The organism is Acinetobacter sp. NIPH 284 (assembly GCF_000369425.1).
Lineage (GTDB): Bacteria > Pseudomonadota > Gammaproteobacteria > Pseudomonadales > Moraxellaceae > Acinetobacter.
Genome location: NZ_KB850011.1, coordinates 52,993 through 73,526, shown reverse-complemented (window position 1 = coordinate 73,526; position 20,534 = coordinate 52,993). Strand labels below are relative to the sequence as shown.

The window sequence follows — 20,534 nt, the reverse complement described above, 5'->3', positions numbered from 1 at the left end:
CTTTCATAGAAGACATATCATGATCCATACCTTTCATAGAAGACATATCGTGATTCATGCCTTTCATAGAAGACATATCATGATTCATATCTTTCATAGAAGACATATCATGATCCATACCTTTCATAGATGACATATCATGATTCATTCCCATATCTTCCATAGTCAATAAAGAACGAGGACGAGGCTTAGGCATCTCAATTTGTTTGACTGCTGGGCTGCTTTCTTCATGTAATGTTCCCACTGAAAAACCGGTACGATCAATAGATTCAGCTTCAATTTGGTAATGTGCTTGTTTTGGTTCCACAATGACATCATAGGTTTCAGCAGTACCAATACGGAACTCATCTACAGGAACGGGCTTTACAGGTTGACCATCAGCACTGACTACAGTCATTTTTAGGTTTGGAATGCGTACATCAAAGAATGACATAGCGGAAGCATTAATAAAACGAAGGCGAACTTTTTCACCAGCTTTGAAGTTACCGGTCCAGTTTTGCTGAGGTGTTTTGCCATTCATTAAAAATGTATAACTAGTCACATCGGACATATCTGTTTTCAGCATTCGCATCTGATTCCACATAGAACGGTCTTGCCAAGTCGCTTTTAGCCCATCACGTTTAACTTGTTTTAATACATCGAATACTGTTTCGCGGCGGTTCTGATAGTAGTCTGCTTCTTTTTTAATATTTTTCATAATTTGATCACTTGTCGAATTATGAAAATCAGAAAGCAAAACAACGTAATCTTTATCGGTTTTTTCAGCAGCTGTTAGTGGAGTTTTATCTTTAGGATAAATAACAAAAGCACCATATAAACCGTCTTGTTCTTGTCCTTTACTATGTGAATGATACCAATAAGTACCATTTTGGCGGACTTTAAACTTATATTCATAAGTTTTATTAGGGGCAATGCCATGAAATTTGTTAAATCCAGGTACACCATCCATAATTCCAGGTAGTAATAAGCCATGCCAATGGATTGAAGAGTCCTGATTTTTTAACTTATTGTGAACACGGATAACGGCCTCATCACCTTCTTCAAATTCAAGAAGTGGTGCAACGAATTTACCATTTACAGTAATTCTCTCAACTGGTTTTCCTGTGATATTTACAGTTTGTTCAGCGATTGTTAAATCATATTCTTTAACTGCCGCCATTACCCAAGTTGATGAAAATAAACCAACTCCTATTAAAAGGACATGACTTAATTTTTTAGACATTTATTTCACCTATCTAATATAAAGATGGGGAGCTCAAGCAAACCAATTATTCGCTTTAATCTCCCCAATCTTTCATTTATCGTATTTGTTATTTATTTGATGTATTTGACATGTTCATCTTTGAGTGGTCCATGTTCATCATATTTGAATGATCCATATTACCCATTTTAGACTGATCCATATTCATCATCTTAGAGTGATCCATCTGAGACATATCAGCCATATTGCCATGCTCATGCTGACTATGATCCTGTTGGGTTTTCTCATCATTCTTCATATTACAAGGTTTTTGGCATTTCTCTGACATTTTTGAGTCCGCTTTAGTTTCAGTGACTACAGTGGTTCCCTGTTTAGCATCGGCTGCCCAAGACTGAGTTCCTGCAATTAAAGTTCCAATACACATAAGTGTAGTTAAGCTACGACGGAATAGAGTTTTCATGTTTTGCTCCAAAAATTAACTTTATACAAATACCTTAAAGGCTACCACCAAACATCTATATGACATGAAAATGACATTTTTGTAATCTACAAAGAATCACGTATTTATAACGTTATTATATTCTTAATGAGTGATATTGGATTTTTATCAATGAGAATCTTACTAGTTGAAGATGAACAAAAAACTGGTGACTACCTTAAACAAGGTCTATCTGAAGCTGGGTATATTACGGATTGGGTCACAGATGGATTATCAGGTAAACATCAAGCACTTTCCGAAGAATATGACCTCATCATTTTGGACGTTATGTTACCAAAATTAGATGGCTGGAATATCATTTATGATATTCGCAAAAGCGGAAAGACAATGCCTATTCTATTTCTTTCAGCGCGTGATCAAATTGAAGATCGAGTTAAGGGATTAGATTTGGGAGCTGATGACTACCTCGTAAAACCTTTTGCTTTTGCTGAGTTATTAGCACGCATTAAAAGCTTACTCCGACGGGGACAACAAAAAGAAGATAGTAACCTTATTACAATTGCTGATCTTGAACTTGATCTTCGTAAACGCCGCGTCACTCGCGCTGGGCAACGTATTGACTTAACAGCTAAAGAATTCGCGCTGATGGAATTATTTATGCGTAGACGTGGTGAAATTTTACCTCGCGCACTCATAGCTTCTCAAATTTGGGATATGAATTTTGATAGTGATACCAACGTCGTAGAAGTCGCTATTAAACGTTTGAGAAGTAAAATTGACAGTAACTTTAGCCCTAAGCTAATCCAGAACATACGGGGAATGGGTTATGTTCTAGAGGTTGAAGATGACTCGTAAATTGTTTAATGCAATCAGCTTTCGTATAGCTATTATTTTTTCTCTATCTACCGTAATCATTCTAATGATTATGGGACTAGTTATTCATCAACTCGTAATGCATCATTTCGAAGCTCAAGACCGAACTCAATTAGAAGGTAAAATTCAACTTATAGAGAATCTATTAGAACAGAATCCTTCTAATTCTCAAGAATTGAATTTATATTTAAAAGACGCCTTAGTTGGTCATCATGATCTAATTGTTCAAATTGAACGACCAACAGGTCAAATTATTTTTAGTTCAGCCCCTGCACTTATTAAAGCGCAGACATTAATTAAATCTAAACATACTCCTTGGTTAGAGTGGAAAATACAAAATAAAACTTATCGTGGATTAGCTTATAAAAAGTCTTTTAATAGAAATAGTAGCATTCCAACAGCTCAAATTATTGTTGGAATCGATACATCCGAGCATTTGCATTTCTTAAATGATTTTAGGCGCCAGTTATTATACATTGGCATTGTCGGTACTATCTGCTTAATGTTTTTAGGCTGGTTTGCTGCATGGCGAGGATTACGCCCAGTTCAAAAAATGGCAAAAGTGGCAGAAGGTATATCTGCTCAACATCTTTCTGAACGCTTAGAAGTCGAAAACACGCCAACAGAGCTTAGATCCTTAGCCATAGCTTTTAACGATATGTTAGATAGACTGGAATCTGCTGTAGAGAAATTATCAGACTTCTCATCTGATCTTGCTCATGAAATTCGCACACCTATTAATAATTTGATGACTCAAACCCAAGTATGTTTATCCCGTAGTAGAGATATCAATACTTATCAGGAAGTTCTCTTTTCTAACTTAGAAGAGTTTGAACGTTTAGCTCGGATGGTTTCAGATATGTTATTCCTTGCCAAAGCCGAACACGGTTTGCATTTACCAAACTTACAAAGAATTGATTTGGTCAAAGAAATTTCAGCTTTATTTGACTTTTATGATGCTATTGCTTCTGAAAAGAAAATGACTTTAGAACAAACTGGTCTAGGTTATGTAAATGGCGATCCTTCAATGTTACGTCGAGCACTCAGTAATCTATTATCAAATGCGATCAAATATGGAAAAACAGATTCAGTGATCAAAATCAATTGCCAACAAAGCTTTGATAAAACTGTTTTTACAATTGAGAATGAAAGCTCACCTTTATCATCAGACCAGCTAAATCGATTATTTGACCGTTTTTATAGAACAGATGCTTCCAGACAGCGAGTTGAGGAAGGTACTGGCTTAGGGCTAGCAATTACCAAATCCATTCTTGATGTACATGGCGCAACAATTAGAGCAGACTATCATAATGGCCGCATAACTTTTAAAATTATTTTTAAAAATTAATCACTTATATAAAAATAAACAACTACTGACTACTCATCTTTAATAGTTAAAAATAATGAGTAGTCAGAAAAACTTAGTTTTGGCTACGTAGTCGTAAAGCATTACCAATTACCGATGCTGAGCTTAGGCTCATTGCTAATGCTGCGATCATAGGCGAGAGTAACCAGCCAGTAAATGGATACAGTACACCAGCAGCCAAAGGGATACCTAATCCATTATAGAGGAAAGCAAACATCAAGTTTTGTTTCATATTTTTAACAGTTGCCTCTGATAAAGAACGAGCAATTTCAATACCACGTAAGTCACCTTTTACCAAAGTAACTTGGGCACTATTCATTGCTACATCTGTTCCTGTACCCATTGCAATTCCGATATCAGCCTGAGCTAAAGCTGGGGCATCATTGATCCCATCACCAGCCATCGCAACCACTCTTCCTTCTTTTTGCAATTTCTTAACCAATTCTAATTTATCTGCGGGTTTAACCTCACCATAAACCTCATCAATACCTAATCTAGCGCCAACAGACTTAGCTGTTGTTAATCCATCACCAGTAGCCATTACGATTCTTAGACCGGAATCTTTTAATGAAAGAACAGCCTCAGGTGTACTTGCTTTGATTGGATCTGAAACAGCTATTAACCCTATCAGTTTTCCATCCACAGCTAAATGCATGACACTTGCACCTTCGGCTCTTAACTTTTCAGCTTCGGGAACAAATGCTTTAACTGATATTCCCAGCTGTTCCATTAATGCTGTATTACCAAGAGATAATTGTTGTCCATTTAACTCTCCTTTAACACCAATCCCAGAGCCAGATTCAAAAGATGTTGGTCTAGACAGTACAAGATCTCTTTCACGGGCAGCACGTACGATTGCATCAGCTAAAGGGTGTTCACTCACCTGATCCAGACTAGCTGCTAACCGAAGTACCTCATTTTCTTCATAGCCCGAAAGAGCGATAACCTTATCGAATGAGGGTTGGCCTTCAGTTAAAGTACCTGTCTTATCAATAATTAAAGTATCAATCTTACGTAAATTTTCTATTGCAGCTGCATCACGAAAAAGTACACCATTCGATGCACCACGACCTGTTGCCACCATAATTGACATAGGTGTCGCTAAGCCTAAAGCACATGGGCAAGCAATAATTAACACTGCGACAGCATTAATTAACCCGTAAACCCAACTAGGCTCTGGGCCAAATACCCCCCAACCAAAAAATGTAAGCACAGAAATAGCAATAACTACCATAACAAACCAACCTGCAACATGATCTGCCATTCTTTGCATCGGCGCTTTAGAACGTTGAGCTTGCGATACCATTTGTACGATCTGAGACAGTACCGTTGAAGATCCAACCTTTTCTGAACGCATTACTAATGAACCATTCATATTTATTGTTGCACCTATTACTTGATCGCCTTCACGTTTTGTAACGGGAACAGGTTCTCCTGTTAACATTGATTCATCAATAGAACTTGCCCCTTCAGTAACAACTCCATCAACAGGGACCTTTTCACCTGGTCGTACTCGGAGCAAATCTCCAACATGTACATGGGAAAGAGGAATATCTTCTTCTTTACCATCGTCATTTATTTTTCTTGCAGTCTTAGGTGCTAGCCCAAGTAAAGATTTAATTGCTGCCGAGGTCTGTGATCGAGCTTTCAACTCAAGAACTTGGCCTAATAAGGTCAGCGAAATAATGGCTGCTGTGGCTTCGAAATATACAGCAACACGCCCCATAGATACAAATGAGTCTGGAAATACTTGAGGTACTATTGTTCCAACAAGGCTGTATATAAAAGCAGCTCCTGTACCTATTCCAATCAAGGTCCACATATTTGGACTCCGATTTAAAACTGATTGCCAACATCTAACAAAAAATGGCCACCCTGCCCAAAAAACGATAGGTAATGTAAGAATGAGTTCAATCCAACTCTGTATCTTCATATCAAATAAATTCAGCTGATGCCCAAACATGGCTAAAAATACAACGATAAGAGTTAAAGGTAAGGTATACCAAAATCGTCTTTTAAAATCTTTTAGTTCAGGGTTTTCGTCAGCTTCATCCAGATTTGGAAGTAAAGGCTCTAAAGTCATACCACATTTAGGACAATTCCCAGGGTGATTTTGTTGAATTTCGGGATGCATCGGACAAGTGTAAATAGTAGAAGTATTCACATTTATCGGCTGATCAACCACAATTGAATTTATCCCAATCTCTTTTGGATTAGTCGCTTTTGCTAGTTTATTAATATAAAAAGCAGGATCATTCTTAAACTTTAACCAGCAATTTTCACTGCAAAAATAGAAAGTTTTACTGTCAACTTTTTCATAAAATTGAGATGTTTCTTTTACTGCCATGCCACAGACAGGATCAGTAAGTGTATTTTTATCTTCGTGATGATGATGGTCCATACAACCTCCTTCATATTTAATTTTAAAAGTAATAAATTGATTAAAACGTAAATAATTTCCTATTACTTGATCATTAGATAAGCGAAATTTTCTTTATAGTCAGTGTAGCACTTGTGACTTTTCAATTTTTAAAATGACAAAAATGTAATTTTGAAGTCATCGGAGTGTTTCTATCTTTCTTTGATAATAGGATTACAAAGTTGGTGACCAAGCTATCAATCAATGAATTTCATTCGGTCATTACTGGGCCCAAGATTAATTTAAAGAGGATGAAGAAATGAAAATTTTTCAAAATAAAATGTCTACTCTACGTAACGTACTCGTAGGCACGACTATGGTTGTAGCTACTTCAAGTGCATTCGCACATGTGAAACTTGAAAGTGCAACACCTGCTATTAATGCATCTGTAGCTAGCCAACCGAAAAATATAACTTTGAATTTTGGTGAAGAAGTTATGTTAATGAACGTCAAGTTGCTTGATGCACAACGTAAGGACATTCCTTTAAATTATAAAATAACTCATGATATGAAAAAATCATTTGACGTCGCTGCACCTAAACTAAAAAAAGGAAAATATACAGTCGTGTGGACCACAATGGGAGCGGATGGCCACAACATGAATGGCGAATATAATTTCACCATTAAATCAGCAAAATAAAAATCAAGTGCTAATAGCAACATGCCAGCGAACTGCTGGCATGTTGCTATTACGATGGAGAAAATTATGATTCCTGAATCTTGGATATATGCATCATGGCTTGTTAAAGTCATTTTATATTTAGGTATTGCATTTGTTGTTGGTGGTACTTTCTCCTACTTCTTACTTGGACGTTATGTAGAAATAAAGGAAACTATTCTGAAATACATAACTCTTGGCACAGCATTAGGACTAATTTCCAGTATTCTAGGATTCTTCCTTCTCATCGGAAGTTTTGCCAATACTGGACTATCTGGTATGTGGGATACTAACTATATAAATCTAGTAATTAACACTCCAATTGGCCATACCCATATCATACGATCAGTGGGTTTTCTGCTTTTATTTTTATTTATGCTCGTGAAATTAAGCAGAAGAACTAATCAGTTTTCTAAAGTTGAAGGGTTAATCTTTACCATCTTACTCTTACCTATTGTTTTTAGTTTTTCCCAATTAGGTCATGTCACGAATTTACCCTTATTCGCTCAAGCTTTATTATCAATACATGTACTTGTAATATCCTTATGGATGGGATCACTTTATCCTTTATGGAAAACAAGCAAAAAAATTAATGGCTTACCACTCAAAGAACGTATGCATCTATTTGGGCAAATAGCGGCCTTTATTGTAGGAATACTCATCGCTTGTGGTCTTAGCATTACTTTATTACTTTTTAAAGATTTTAATACTCTAATCAATACACCTTATGGGCATGGATTTATTATTAAAATTGTATTTGTCCTAAGTATTTTATTGTTAGCAGCTTTTAACAAATGGTATTTCACACCTCGCTTACAAGACCCGAAATTTGCGAAACAATTGGGCTATGCCATTTTATTTGAGATGTCATTAGGTCTATCAATTCTTTTAGCCACTGGTTATATCACCACTGTAGTCGGTATTGAGTAAAAAAGGATCACGCTATGACTTCATGGATGAAGTACAATTTATTATTTCTCATATTTTTAAATACAATATCTTGGGCTGAACCTAGCACTTCAAAAACGATTCGCTCCTTAGATGATACTGAATTACGTAATATTACTGATCATAACCATGGCGATACCAAAGTTGATGAGAATAAAGATGACCATCATTCCAAAGATAAACAACTACGTAATGAGGATAGTAGACAACAAAAAGTTATAAATGGATTAATGTTACAAAAGCCTAACGTACTACCGCCCTCCAAATAAACGATACTTAAGTAATGTTTATTGATTCAATAAGTAGTTCAAATTTTTTCTTTGTACACGACAAAAGAAGATAACTCATTGAAATAATGGCATAATACTTGTTTTCTGACGACGAATATGATGACACATTTCAATGAGTTACATCTCATCTTAAACAAATATCTAAAGTGGAACAAGTCACATGTAAAATGTTTTACACTGATTATGCTGGCATTAATTGTAAAACAGACATGTAATCTTTCTTCCGCATCTAAAGCCTTACCCATCAAGTGCTCACCACAATCATTTTATCGACGTATACAACGCTTCTTTGCAGATCAGTATTTTGATTATCGTCAAATTTCTCAGTTGATTTTCAATATGTTTTCATTCGACAAAGTGCAACTGACTTTAGATAGAACCAATTGGAAATGGGGAAAACGAGATATCAATATCTTGATGTTAGCCATCGTCTATCGTGGAATAGCGATACCTATTGTTTGGACATTGCTCAATAAACGTGGAAATTCAGATACAAAAGAGCGTATTGCTTTGATTCAACGCTTTATCTCCATTTTTGGTAAAGACCGTATTGTGAATGTGTTCGCAGACAGAGAGTTTATCGGTGAGAAATGGTTTACATGGTTAATTGAAAATGACATTAACTTCTGTATACGTGTTAAAAAAACTTCATTGTGACCAATCACTTAGCAAAGAATCATAAAATTAGTGATTTATTTCGTCATCTTCAAGTGGGTCAAACTGAATGTCGTAAACGACGTATTTGGGTTGGTCGAGTGAAACTGTATATTAGTGCGCTACGATTAGAAGATGGAGAACTTTTACTTGTTGTTTCTCCTATGTTTAATGCTTCTGCTATTCGTGATTATGCATTACGCTGGGAAATCGAAACCTTATTTAGTTGTCTCAAAGGACGTGGATTCAATCTTGAAAATACTCGTTTAACAGACCCTAGACGAGTCAAGAAATTGATAGCAGTGCTAGCGATCGGTTTCTGTTGGTGCTATTTAACAGGTGAATGGCAACATGATCGAAAAAAAGCGATAAAAATAAAGAAGCATGGACGACTTTCAGTAAGTTTATTTCGATACGGTTTGGACTATGTTCAAATGGCTATTCTACGTTTGATTGGTTTTGGAAAAAAAGAAGAATTTAAGAAAGTGCTCGCAATTTTAAGGAAGAAAAAGCCTGATAGGACAAGGGCCCTATGAAATTTGTCGTGTACAGAGAAATTTTTTAATAAAAAATAGTAGCAATATTACTGTTGGGGGCTTCTTAGCCCCCAACAGTATTTAATTCAGAGCTTGAACCGACTGCTGCAACCCTTTTTTGAATATCTTGAACATGAGTAAAATTATGAAATTGTTCATGTTGTTGTGGCTTAGATTCATCATTGTAAAACTACTCAACAATATCCAACCCTTCCTCACCTCCTACCTCAAACTTGGCATTGGCAAATCCCTGACGCGCCACATGATCTAATGCTTCCTGATAAAACCCTGCTGCCTTGCTTTGTTCACTGATTTGCTTGGCATTGCTAATCGCTTCCTGCAAATTGGTTCCATCCCGCAAAGTTAAATCCACGTAATAAATCGGAGTGCGGTAGCTTTGCGTGGTGCTTTTACCTCGTAAAGTCAGTTGCAATGGCAAACATGAAAGTAAATCACCTGACGCTGAACTGTAATAACGTAAGCGTGCTGCCAGAGTACGGATGCTGTTAAAACCTGTGGTTCTAAAGATGAATGTCCCTAATTCGTCCGACTCATCTAAATTCACATACAGTCTGCCATAGGGTTTACATAGTCCACCTTGTGCCATCGGACATAAATCAGGCGATGGACATGGATGTTGTTCTATGCCGTTTTGCCCAAGTCGCTGACAGGTTTCTCCGTTCCCTGAACAGATTAAGCGTCCAGTTTGTCGGTCAAACAGACTGTACTCTGCCCGTAGATTCAATTCGGGATCATTGAAGATCATACGGACGGGAATGCTTCTGAGCTTTTGATTTTGATTAGGTGCTTTGGCACGTAACTGTTCATCCAGTGGATGTTTCACCCAGCCATCCTTATTCTGGATTTGGCTGGTAATGGTAAATTGGTCATCTTTTTCAGGGAGTCGTTTTCCATTCTTTTCGACAATTTTGCCGATGCTAATACGACCTAAAACGGGTGGTGTAATTGCTAAGCCTTTAATCATGGTGATGTCCTCTTTATAGCTGTTTAAAATTTTGGGCATAAAAAATCCCATACTTGTTTGGGGTATGGGATCAGTTGATTTTGGTTGCCGTTTGAGTTTAAGTGAATGATGATAGACAGTGAGAATTGTTGGTCATCCACCGTTGGGATAAATCTGAAATCTTCGTGTTCCCACTTTGGTTTGTGGGAACTGCTGTAGATATTCAGGATGCTGCTTAAGGAGTGATTTGCTATCTAGGCTGATTGAGTCCTGTGCTTTCTTCCATGTTACTGAACCACCAACAAACACAGCCCTTTCTGCCTCTTTCATCATCATTTGCAGTTGATGTTTGAGTTCATCAAAATACTGTTGGTGCCGCTCAACCTTATGTCGCTCTTCAAGCAATTGGTTAAATAGGTAGTTGGCTTGTTCATTTTGAGTCAGATCTTCCACTGTTAATGGTATCTGCTCAGGGTAAAGCTGCTGCAAGGCTTTGGCTGCTGAGTCAGAAGCATCGACACTCGGTGGAATATCCGATTCCACACATTGCCAGAAGTGACGTTCTGCACTAATGATATGCTGAATCACGGTTTCATTACGGGTCACTTTAAAGATTTTACTTTCATGTCCACAGATCAAGGTACAGATATGCGCTGCCTGTTTACCTGTCACTGCCAGTTGATGTTGCACTTGGCAGAGGACATATAAAGGCACACCATCTCGCCATAACTTAGAACCATATTCCCCTACAGTTTTACATTCCAAGATTTGAACTTCATCATTGCCCACCACGGCATAGTCAAGGTTCGCCAACATAAAGTGTTTGTCTTCATCAGGATGCTGTAGCACTGCATTGACTCGACGCACCTTATTGTTGGTATGCATGCTGTAATATTCAGCGACTAATGGTTCAAGTTGTTTACCCCAATATAAAGGTGCATAGCCTGCACTTTCATCCTCGATGTTTTGTTGCATCCGTCCTGTCTTGATCATCCACAGTTCCAGCATCGACATATACGGATTCAATCCACAGGCGGTAGCGGCATCGCTGCTGCCAATGCCCTGTTTTCTGACTTCAAGCCATTGTTGGTAATTCATCTGCTTGGTGTTGGCAATACGTTTGGCTACAGGGGTTTTAGTTTTTCGTGGTTGCGTATTCGGTCGATCACGTTTAGTTCGAGTTCCGACTTCAACCTGTTGAGTCGATGAGTTTTGAGTGGTTGGATTCAGGTTTGGTGAATAAGGTTGTAATGACGGGTTATTTAGTGTGTTTTGAATTTGAGTATGGCTATTCATTAGAAATATTCCTGTATGAGTAAAAGCGTAAAAGCTGAATTTCGGGCATAAAAAAAGCCACATCGGGGATGATGTGGCGAAATGAGAATTGCAATGCTTGTTACGGCTTTACCGTATGTTTAAATTAATTGGCTAAGCTTAAATAAAACTGAAAATAATTTCAGTGAGTCAAATCGTTTTAAGCCACCATTCGAAGTGCTTGTTCAAGTCCTCGTTGCTTAATGGCTGCACCCGCCCCAAACCATGCTGAATCGAGTCGATGATCAGTACTCATGGCTCGACGCTCGTGATCGGTGAACTCAGTAATGGCGCACAGTAATCCATAAGCCGTATCTTTGGTTGAACTGAGTTCTGCCCCTCGTCCATGCCCGTTAAACATAGTCATGACTTTAGACATGGCACGTCTGTTTGGTTCGGATTTATTGTCTGATCTAGTTGGGCTGGATTGATTTGGCATGGCTGCATTTCGATAGAACTGAATAATGCTTTCATCCTGTTCCGCAATGCTCAGACTGGTATTGTTGAATACCGCATCGAAATAGGCTGCTGCTTCTTGTTGAGTCACCTTACGCTGACTTAGTTGTTTCATTTCATACATGTGTTCATCCCATGCACGAACTGAAATACCGAGTTGTTGTTTGACTTTCTCTGCATCGAACTTGGTACTGTGTGGAACTTTCACCACACCTGCACTGGTGTTTTGTCCTTTGAGTGCAATCGCCAAAGTATTGTTACACACCACACGGATAGATGTGAATTGAGCTGTTGTTGCCAATGTACCATCACAGGCAGTTGCCAATAAAATGTAACCATTACTGACATCTTTTCCTTTTAAAGCTGCGCTTTGTCCTGTTCGTGCCAGTGCCCAGAACTTTTTACCACCTTTGAGTACCCCTGCGGTTTCCAGTTCAAAGCCTGATTGTTCGGTGAGGTCACGATAGAAATTTAATATCTCCATCGGCTGTACTTCCTGAAAGCGTTGGCTCACCACCGATAACGGTGCATGGGTATCGGAACGATAAAGTACACGTTGCTCCTCAAAAGGCATAATAATGCTCTGCCCCCGATGGTTCTGTGCCATGTAACTAACATCGGAGGATTCAATCCGCCAGTCCATGCCTGCCTGCTCTGCCCAGACCTCTAGCGGCTGGTTTGGGGTTAGTGCATTGCCCAGACCATGCCAAGGGGTTTGTCCAACGAATGCCATTGTTTCAACTAAATGTGCCATGAATGTTCTCCTTAATTTAAGGTCAAGTTGTTGAATGTTCATGACAATGATATGTATCTGAAATAATTTTCAGTTCACTCTAATAGACCTAAAGCCTATAGCCACAAAGGCTATAGACTTATTCCTAAAAGTTGCTTATTTGTTATTTCTTGGCTCTTGGTCGTCCCAACTGTGGAACATAAGGTGGCAGTCTCGCTGTCCCAAATACACGACCTAGCTTGGAAGTGATCTGCTGACTCAAGGGATCATCCTGATGATAGTGTTGCTCTGCCTGATAACCATAATGAACCAATTCAAGAAATTCATCATATTTAGTCAAATAACGACAGGCATATTTCAAATTCTCAATCTTTCTTCGATCATGATAGTCCACACGTCCTAGACCACAATGCTGATATTTATCCATATGGGCATTGCAGTTGTAGGTAACACCCTCTCCCTCAGTAATTTCATCAATCCAGTGCTGTCCAATCAGTTTGCCATGTGAAATGCTCTCCTGTACCTTGGAACCATCCAGAAAAATGATTGTGTGGAGGTGATAAGATTTTCTCAGCCCATATTCCAGTTTCCAGATAAAGCCTGCAAAGGCATCGCCACAATGTCTTTCTCGTAGATAGCGAAGCAGTTTCTCACGGTGCTCGCTGATCAGTTCATAGCTCGCCTCTGCATCCTCCCGATAACCAAAGTCAACCCTTATTGCAATTAAACGGGAAAAACGTAGCAGTAGCTGATCAATGTACTTTTCCATACTTCTTTTCTGCCGCAAACTCTGTTCTCTCATCCTTTTTAATTCAGTTGTATGCCTTAATGACTTCATATCCTGACGAATATCATAGATACAGTCATTCAATCGCTCTACCAAAGTCCTAGATAAGTTTTTTGGATTATATTGCGTACGTTCAAAGGTATATCGCTCAATCCACTCAATAAACACACGTAAGTGTAAGGGGTAATATTCCAGTGGATAATACTTCTCAACTCGATCCATTACAGAGATGCCATAAAGAAAATTATCAGCTAAGTCTGCCAAATTTCTATAGGGCTGGTAATGATCTATATATTTTAGATTTCCGTCTTTCCAATAGTCAGGAATGTAATAACTCTTTGTATTGAGGAATACTTCTTCAAATGATTTGAATGATGTGATCATTGTAACCACTCGCTTAATCACAGCCAAATCATGACACCAAAGTTGGTATTCATCATCACTTAATTGGTAATCCTCCCATAAATAACTGAATTTAAAAGTAGAGGTTAAGCAGCCATCAAAGGTGGTTTGCCTCCGTTAGCTTGATGTGGTCGTTCATGATTGTAGTGCCACAACCACTGTGTTGCATAATCTTGTACTTGCTCCAATGTATCGAACAAATGTTTACTCACCCAACTATAACGCATTGTACGATTGTATCGTTCGATATAAGCATTTTGTTGTGGCTTGCCTGGTTGAATATATTCAATACGGATACCATGCTCAGCTGCCCAACGTACGAATTCGTGGCTGATAAATTCAGGTCCATTGTCGCAGCGAATCACAAGCGGTTTGTCTCTCCATTCGAGCAATTGGTTAAGTGTACGAATGACGCGCAGTGCAGGCAGTGAAAAACCTGCTTCAATCACTAAACCCTCACGTCGATAGTCGTCAATTACGTTAAGCAAACGGTAACTTCGTCCATCACTTAACTGATCATGCATAAAATCCAATGACCATACTTGATTTGGATGAGTTGGTTCCTTCAATGGTTCAGGTACATGTCGTTTTAATCGTCTTCTTGGTTTGATCCGCAGATTCAATGCCAGCTCACAGTAAATACGGTAAACACGCTTATGATTCCAACCACACTTCTCAATATGGCGTAGATAAGAGAAGCATAGCCCGAAGCCCCAATCTGTATTTTCTTCGGTGAGTTCAATCAATTGTTCTGCAATCAGTGCATTGTCATCGTTCAATTTGGACTGATAACGGTAGCAGGTTTCACTGATACTAAATGCACGGCAGGCCAAACGAATACTGACGGCATGATCACCAACGGCTTGTTGTGCCATCTGACGACGACAAGATGGCTTTACCACTTTTTTGACATGGCTTCCTGAATGATTTCAGCTTTAAGCCGCTCTTCAGCATACATCTTTTTTAGCTTGGCATTTTCGGCTTCTAGTTCTTTCAATCGAGTAATTAATGAGGCATCCATGCCGCCATATTTAGCCCGCCATTTGTAAAAAGTCGCATTACTCATACCATGTTCACGGCAAAGGGTGGCAACAGGCGTGCCAGACTCCGCTTGTTTCAAAATAGACATAATCTGACTGTCAGTAAATTTAGATGTTTTCATGCAGAATCTCCTGCTTTGATCTTAAGAGAAAATTCTACTTTTACATCCTTTTATTTTTAGGGGGGATTACCAATTGATTTAGCAGATCTTGCTTGTATAGATTAATCATGTTTGTTTACTCGGTTATTACCAAGTAACGTGATGCCCACTCTTTCCTATTAAAATCTACTTTTTATCAGACACAACTATTCCATCAACTATATTTAATATAATTGATTTATAAACAGGCTGGCTTATAAGTAGATATAAGATTACTTCATAAGAATAACTAGATGGTCTTATTATAGTAACTAGAGTAGTAGTATATTAATAATATAAGTACCAGAATACTTTGGGTACTTTTACATTATGAATTGATTAAAGAGAATAGCCTTAACCACTAGACATCACACTACATTGGAGGATTTTTTAATTTAGAATGTGGGGATCAAATACTGCTGTTGAATTATGCAGTGATAATGAGATGGCTATGCTGATTGACTGGCTTGGATACGTTGCTGAATCCAATCCTGAACCTCTGATTCAATCCATCCCACCGCTCCTGTACTGAGATGTGATGTCCCTAGCTTGATGGACTTTGGAAAACTGATGTCATAACGTTTGGACTTTGGATTAATCCGATCATATATGGTGGAACGTGAAAGTCCTGTCAGCTCAATCACTCGTTTTAAACGGATGATCTTCTTCACTGTAGCTACAGGCTCTATATTATGTGTGGTTGCCAAGTTGTTCATAGCGGTTCTCCATTGAGATTAAATTGCTTCAATTTCAAGGACTACAACAGTGGGATTCGTATTAGGAAAGTTATGAATCCTCTATTCTGCGTACTCCTCTATAACAACTAGCGTTGGAATCATTTTTTAACATGGGATTGGTAGGCTTAGGTAAATGACTTGTTCCAAAGCAGCATTTCAAACCAAAACTTAAAACTGGCTATAACAACATGACCAGCCCTAAAAGGGCTGGTCATGTATTAGATAGAAGTATCGTTCAATCCTCTAGGAATTGCATAAAGGATATGAATCATTGCGCTGTATGGTTGAAACAATGACCACACGTTAGGCACTGAAAGTTATCCAGAATATTTTCATCAACCATTTCTCCTAATGCTGTACCCGCAGTACAACCTGCAACTCCACCAACTAAACCACCGATTGCAGCACCTGCAAGCGCACCAAAGATTGAACCAACAGGTCCTGCAAACATACCAAGCGTTGCTCCCACCTGAGCAGTAGATAAAGCTGTGGTTACACCACCCACTGTTCCAGCAGTTGTGCCTACCGTACCTCCTATTTTACGACCATAATTTTTACTACTGATGTGTGTCGATTGACACAAAGGACATTGAGTAGACATATCCATTTCTCCTATTTAGTATGAACACTGAATTGTGTTCATGGAGATGATATGTATTCCAATGGATCTGGAATCTCTCTTAACCAATTATAGTAGATAAGCACACATTGACTTTTCTGACATAAGAGCTTATAAAATACTGTTAATAGAAAAATTTTCAGCTTAAAGTATCTAAATAGTGGGAAAATCCCATGTTTAACCAGTGCTAGATCAGATAAATTCTTACTCATTTCTTACTTAAAAGTTACGCTACTCTAACCAATTTCATACCATTTTCTTAAAAAATTCTTACTACTCTATTAGCAATTTAGACACTGTATAGAAATATAAAAATGACGACCAAACCATCTTATTCAGAGCAGTTCAAGAAGAAACTCAACAGCTATGATCCTGTCATGAACATTTGGATTCATGGTCATCTAATCCGCCATGCAGAACGCATCATAGGTCGCTACTCAATTAGAGATTTTGAAGAAATACTGATAGAACTAGAAAATCTAACCTCTCTTAAAGAAGTCAGACAAATTACAATAACAAACCTCACAAGGTTAATTCATCAAAATATATCAACCGAATTGGACCGAGAATTTTTTTTCCAAAAGTTGATTGAGTATATGAAATTGGAGGTTGATATTGTATTTAACCTAGAATTAAAAAGATTATTAACCCTAATAAATAATGATAAAAATTTTGCTAATTTTTATTTAACTACTATTAAAAATAATAGAGATGATTTAAATGAAATTCGGTCAGAAATAAGTGCTTTTCTTTCCCAAAAACATGAATATGACCATGAGCTTTCTGAAAAACATGAATATGAGCATGATCTTTATAAAATTCTTCCTTCACTCCCAAGTAAGGAAGTATTTAAAAACCCAATTATTCAAGCTAATAAAAAAATTATCTTAGATTTTAATAATAGATATAGAGATGATTTTTTAAAACCTATTAAACTAGTCGCAATAGTATTATTAATAAAAGATTATGATGATATACAAAAAATATCACGTACTATTATCAACAAGAAAATATCAAATAAGACCTTTGTTGAATGGCTATACAATTACCTTGATAAAAAAACACAGTTTCCCTATACACCAGTAACATTAGAAGAAAAAAAAGAACTGGTGCTTTTACAATTAAACTTTTGGTTTTTTATTGATTCAAAAGCATATTATAAGGTTTTAGAAAAAATACAAAGTACATGGAATAAAAGAAACTTTGACAAAAGACCAGTAGATAACAGGAAAAAAATCGCAAAAAAGAATGAAACATCTCAACCACCAAAAAAGCCCGTCTCAACACTCCAACCTAAAACTGTAGATGATGTTGATAACTATATATCCTAATATTACCGAAAATAGGTATGAAATTTGGCTTTCTTTATTACGCTATGATCTTTAAAGCTTACACTGAAAGTACAGATCATTACTCATTGTTCGTATCCTATGGAGTACTAAATCATTCGACTCAATCCAAAGTTTGATGAGGGGTAGGTTGAGGGGTAAACACATAGATAAAAAATAAGCCCTTGTAAAAACAAGGGCTTATTTAGATATTTGGCGGAAGCGGTGAGATTCGAACTCACGGAGGACTCACACCCTCGTCGGTTTTCAAGACCGGTGCATTAAACCGCTCTGCCACGCTTCCATGTGCGTAAGAATACAAAGCTTGCCCTCTTTATTCAAGAGAAATTTAACTGCAATGTATTTAAATGCATAATGTTTCATCAATTATTAGAGTTTAGCGGCCAATTCTGCCCCTTCGCGGATTGCACGCTTGGCATCCAGCTCACCTGCTAACTTTGCACCACCAATCACATGATATTTTGCCAATGTGGTTTCATTCTCATACGGTACTAAATCTTTTACTGATTCCTGACCTGCACACACCACAATGGTATCCACACGCAATAACTGGTCATGGCCATTATGCTCAACCCATAAGCCTTCGTCAGTTACAGCCTTATATTGCACACCACGAAGCATACGAACAGCATGCTTTTTCAATTGTGCACGATGTACCCAGCCTGAAGTCTTACCTAAGCCAATACCCAACGGCGTTGTTTTACGTTGCAATAAATAAATCTGACGTACAGGCATTTCAACTTCTGGACGTTGTACACCGCCTTCAGAAATATAATTAGGGTTTGGATCAACGCCCCATTCGCGTTGCCATTCTGCCAATGGTTGTGGCTGTGGTTGATGGGGTGGTTTTAGTAAAAACTCTGACACATCAAAACCAATACCACCTGCACCAATCACAGCAACCTTATGACCAACCTTAGCGCCTTTTAGTACTTCTGCATAAGACAAGACTTGTGGTGCGTCACTACCCTGAATTTTTAAGGCGCGTGGCACTACGCCTGTTGCAATCACCACTTCATCAAAGCCTTCACGTTCCAACTGTTCACGATTGACCTTAGTATTTAAGCGAACATCCACACCTGTCTGTTTGAGTTGAACTTTAAAATAACGAATGGTTTCATGAAATTCTTCTTTTCCAGGAACAACTTTTGCTAGATTAAACTGACCGCCCACATCATTATTGGCTTCAAACAAGGTTACGGCATGACCACGACTTGCCGCCACTGTTGCAGCCGACATGCCTGCAACACCACCACCCACAACCGCAACACGTTTTGGTTTCTTGGTTTTGATATAAACCAGTTCTGTTTCAAAACATGCCTGTGGATTGACTAAACAAGAGACACGCTCATTTTTAAAGGCATGATCCAAACACGCCTGATTACAAGCGATACAGGTATTAATTTCATCCACACGGTTGGTTGCAGTTTTATTGACCCAGTATGGATCAGCGAGGAATGGTCGTGCCATTTGCACCATATCCGCCTGTCCTGAAGCAACAATCTCTTCAGCAACATCTGGCATATTGATACGGTTTGACGCAATCACTGGTACTGAAACATGCTGTTTAACTTCGGCGGTATAATCCACAAATGCAGCACGAGGTACAGAAGTGACAATCGTTGGGATACGTGCTTCATGCCAGCCAATCCCTGTATTTAATAAAGTCACGCCTGCTTTTTCAAGTGCCTTTGCTACTACGATCACTTCCTGCATGGTGTTGCCATCATGCACTAAATCAAGCATGGACAGGCGGAAACAAATAATGAATTTTTCACCAACTTTGGCACGAATCGCCTTGACGATTTCCACGGGAAAACGCATACGGTTTTCAATATCGCCACCCCAACGGTCTGTACGCTTGTTGACATGACTGCTCAGGAACTGATTGATTAAATAACCCTCAGAACCCATAATTTCCACACCATCATAGCCTGCCTTTTTTGCCAGACTTGCACAACGGGCATAATCTTCAATAGTTGCCAAAATCTGGGCATCCGACATTTGACGCGGTTTAAAAGGATTAATAGGTGCCTGAATTGGGGATGAAGAAACCGAAAATGGATGATAACCATAACGACCTGAATGCAGGATTTGCATCAGGATTTTTGCGCCATGCTTATGCACAGCATGTGTAACCAGACGGTGATGAGGAATATCTGCCAGACTGTTCATGGTACCGCCCGCAGGTAATAACCAGCCTTGACGGTTGGGTGAAATCCCACCTGTGATGATTAAGCCAACCCCACCTTTGGCACGTTCACCAAAATAAGCAGCAAGTTTAGGATAATTAAAAAAACGATCCTCCAAGCCTGAATGCATCGACCCCATGACCACACGGTTTTTAATGGTCGTAAATCCGAGATGTAATGGCTTTAAAATATTTGCATAGCTAGTCATGATATTCCTTCTGTATTTATTGGCTTTGCAACTTGTTGCATAGTACTTTAACTGAATTTTTATATGTGTTTATGACTCTTTTCAAGAAAATGCTGACACTAAAGTCAAAAGTAATGTAACTATTTTGATTTCCAATCTAAAAAACCAAAATCAAATATATTAGAACATAATTTTTCTACTTAGTTTTTCTTTCAGGAAAACAAGCTCTA

General features: G+C 38.2%; 17 protein-coding genes, 1 tRNA gene and 1 pseudogene. 7 read left to right on the top strand and 12 right to left on the bottom strand.

The features are described from left to right. A partial coding sequence (locus F908_RS15460; protein WP_005159418.1) for a multicopper oxidase domain-containing protein occupies positions 1-1,222 on the bottom strand: 1,222 nt, incomplete at its 3' end. 88 nt (positions 1,223-1,310) lie between these two features. After that, positions 1,311-1,661, bottom strand: a complete 351-nt coding sequence (locus tag F908_RS06385) for a hypothetical protein (RefSeq protein WP_002058521.1) — start codon at positions 1,659-1,661, stop codon at positions 1,311-1,313. A gap of 150 nt (positions 1,662-1,811) precedes the next feature. On the opposite strand from F908_RS06385, the gene F908_RS06380 reads away from it, so the two are divergent. Next, complete coding sequence (locus F908_RS06380) at positions 1,812-2,495, top strand: heavy metal response regulator transcription factor (RefSeq protein WP_002058525.1); 684 nt, start codon at positions 1,812-1,814, stop codon at positions 2,493-2,495. Continuing rightward, positions 2,485-3,861 carry a heavy metal sensor histidine kinase gene (locus F908_RS06375; RefSeq protein ID WP_005159416.1) on the top strand — a complete coding sequence of 459 codons (1,377 nt, stop codon included), beginning with the start codon at positions 2,485-2,487 and terminating at the stop codon, positions 3,859-3,861. Before F908_RS06380 ends, F908_RS06375 begins: the two co-directional genes overlap by 11 nt. 73 nt (positions 3,862-3,934) lie before the next feature. On the opposite strand, the gene F908_RS06370 is transcribed toward F908_RS06375, so the two are convergent. Further along, a complete protein-coding gene (locus F908_RS06370) occupies positions 3,935-6,280 on the bottom strand; it encodes a heavy metal translocating P-type ATPase (RefSeq protein ID WP_005159407.1) in 2,346 nt (781 codons plus the stop codon). Positions 6,281-6,557: 277 nt separating this feature from the next. On the opposite strand from F908_RS06370, the gene F908_RS06365 reads away from it, so the two are divergent. The 4 genes from F908_RS06365 to F908_RS15905 all read left to right on the top strand — a co-directional run bounded on the left by F908_RS06365 (position 6,558) and on the right by F908_RS15905 (position 9,384). After that, positions 6,558-6,938 (top strand): copper resistance CopC family protein, encoded by a 381-nt coding sequence (locus tag F908_RS06365; protein ID WP_002058523.1) that lies wholly within the window; start codon positions 6,558-6,560, stop codon positions 6,936-6,938. 66 nt (positions 6,939-7,004) lie between these two features. Continuing rightward, positions 7,005-7,886 (top strand): copper resistance D family protein, encoded by an 882-nt coding sequence (locus F908_RS06360; RefSeq protein WP_005159405.1) that lies wholly within the window; start codon positions 7,005-7,007, stop codon positions 7,884-7,886. A 14-nt stretch (positions 7,887-7,900) separates the two neighbouring features. Beyond that, positions 7,901-8,173, top strand: a complete 273-nt coding sequence (locus tag F908_RS06355; RefSeq protein WP_005159403.1) for a hypothetical protein — start codon at positions 7,901-7,903, stop codon at positions 8,171-8,173. 120 nt (positions 8,174-8,293) lie between these two features. After that, a protein-coding gene (locus F908_RS15905) for an IS4-like element ISAba33 family transposase (RefSeq protein ID WP_155756586.1) occupies positions 8,294-9,384 on the top strand; the annotation gives its coding sequence in 2 pieces (ribosomal slippage) (positions 8,294-8,834 and positions 8,834-9,384; 1,092 coding nt in all). 81 nt (positions 9,385-9,465) lie between these two features. Here the strand turns inward: F908_RS15905 and F908_RS06340 are convergent. From F908_RS06340 to F908_RS06305, 7 genes and pseudogenes are all read right to left on the bottom strand, one after another. Then, positions 9,466-10,369 (bottom strand): annotated as a pseudogene (locus F908_RS06340) (hydrolase or metal-binding protein). 132 nt (positions 10,370-10,501) lie between these two features. Next, positions 10,502-11,644, bottom strand: a complete 1,143-nt coding sequence (locus F908_RS06335) for a YqaJ viral recombinase family nuclease (protein WP_005159383.1) — start codon at positions 11,642-11,644, stop codon at positions 10,502-10,504. A gap of 178 nt (positions 11,645-11,822) precedes the next feature. Next, positions 11,823-12,872, bottom strand: coding sequence for a DUF932 domain-containing protein (locus F908_RS06330; protein WP_005159381.1), 1,050 nt, complete (start codon positions 12,870-12,872; stop codon positions 11,823-11,825). A 142-nt stretch (positions 12,873-13,014) separates the two neighbouring features. Further along, positions 13,015-14,022, bottom strand: coding sequence for a rolling circle replication-associated protein (locus F908_RS06325; protein ID WP_005159380.1), 1,008 nt, complete (start codon positions 14,020-14,022; stop codon positions 13,015-13,017). 104 nt (positions 14,023-14,126) lie between these two features. Continuing rightward, a protein-coding gene (locus tag F908_RS06320) for an IS3 family transposase (RefSeq protein WP_155756594.1) occupies positions 14,127-15,202 on the bottom strand; the annotation gives its coding sequence in 2 pieces (ribosomal slippage) (positions 14,127-14,950 and positions 14,950-15,202; 1,077 coding nt in all). Between the two features lie 467 nt (positions 15,203-15,669). Further along, positions 15,670-15,936 carry a helix-turn-helix transcriptional regulator gene (locus F908_RS06310; protein WP_005159374.1) on the bottom strand — a complete coding sequence of 89 codons (267 nt, stop codon included), beginning with the start codon at positions 15,934-15,936 and terminating at the stop codon, positions 15,670-15,672. Between the two features lie 289 nt (positions 15,937-16,225). After that, entirely contained in the window at positions 16,226-16,558 is a 333-nt protein-coding gene (locus F908_RS06305; protein ID WP_005159373.1) for a hypothetical protein, read from the bottom strand. Positions 16,559-16,890: 332 nt separating this feature from the next. Here F908_RS06305 and F908_RS06300 point away from each other — a divergent pair, with 332 nt between their 5' ends. Continuing rightward, complete coding sequence (locus tag F908_RS06300; RefSeq protein ID WP_005159372.1) at positions 16,891-17,907, top strand: hypothetical protein; 1,017 nt, start codon at positions 16,891-16,893, stop codon at positions 17,905-17,907. Between the two features lie 211 nt (positions 17,908-18,118). Here the strand turns inward: F908_RS06300 and F908_RS06295 are convergent. Continuing rightward, positions 18,119-18,208, bottom strand: a tRNA-Ser gene (locus F908_RS06295). Positions 18,209-18,294: 86 nt separating this feature from the next. Beyond that, positions 18,295-20,325 (bottom strand): FAD-dependent oxidoreductase, encoded by a 2,031-nt coding sequence (locus F908_RS06290; protein WP_005159371.1) that lies wholly within the window; start codon positions 20,323-20,325, stop codon positions 18,295-18,297. Positions 20,326-20,534 lie beyond the last annotated feature (209 nt).

Coding starts and splice junctions, on each gene's coding strand:
- F908_RS06385 (WP_002058521.1), bottom strand. CDS start 1,661: ATGAAAACTCTATTCCGTCGTAGCTTAACTACACTTATGTGTATTGGA.
- F908_RS06380 (WP_002058525.1), top strand. CDS start 1,812: ATGAGAATCTTACTAGTTGAAGATGAACAAAAAACTGGTGACTACCTT.
- F908_RS06375 (WP_005159416.1), top strand. CDS start 2,485: ATGACTCGTAAATTGTTTAATGCAATCAGCTTTCGTATAGCTATTATT.
- F908_RS06370 (WP_005159407.1), bottom strand. CDS start 6,280: ATGGACCATCATCATCACGAAGATAAAAATACACTTACTGATCCTGTC.
- F908_RS06365 (WP_002058523.1), top strand. CDS start 6,558: ATGAAAATTTTTCAAAATAAAATGTCTACTCTACGTAACGTACTCGTA.
- F908_RS06360 (WP_005159405.1), top strand. CDS start 7,005: ATGATTCCTGAATCTTGGATATATGCATCATGGCTTGTTAAAGTCATT.
- F908_RS06355 (WP_005159403.1), top strand. CDS start 7,901: ATGACTTCATGGATGAAGTACAATTTATTATTTCTCATATTTTTAAAT.
- F908_RS06335 (WP_005159383.1), bottom strand. CDS start 11,644: ATGAATAGCCATACTCAAATTCAAAACACACTAAATAACCCGTCATTA.
- F908_RS06330 (WP_005159381.1), bottom strand. CDS start 12,872: ATGGCACATTTAGTTGAAACAATGGCATTCGTTGGACAAACCCCTTGG.
- F908_RS06325 (WP_005159380.1), bottom strand. CDS start 14,022: ATGATCACATCATTCAAATCATTTGAAGAAGTATTCCTCAATACAAAG.
- F908_RS06310 (WP_005159374.1), bottom strand. CDS start 15,936: ATGAACAACTTGGCAACCACACATAATATAGAGCCTGTAGCTACAGTG.
- F908_RS06305 (WP_005159373.1), bottom strand. CDS start 16,558: ATGTCTACTCAATGTCCTTTGTGTCAATCGACACACATCAGTAGTAAA.
- F908_RS06300 (WP_005159372.1), top strand. CDS start 16,891: ATGACGACCAAACCATCTTATTCAGAGCAGTTCAAGAAGAAACTCAAC.
- F908_RS06290 (WP_005159371.1), bottom strand. CDS start 20,325: ATGACTAGCTATGCAAATATTTTAAAGCCATTACATCTCGGATTTACG.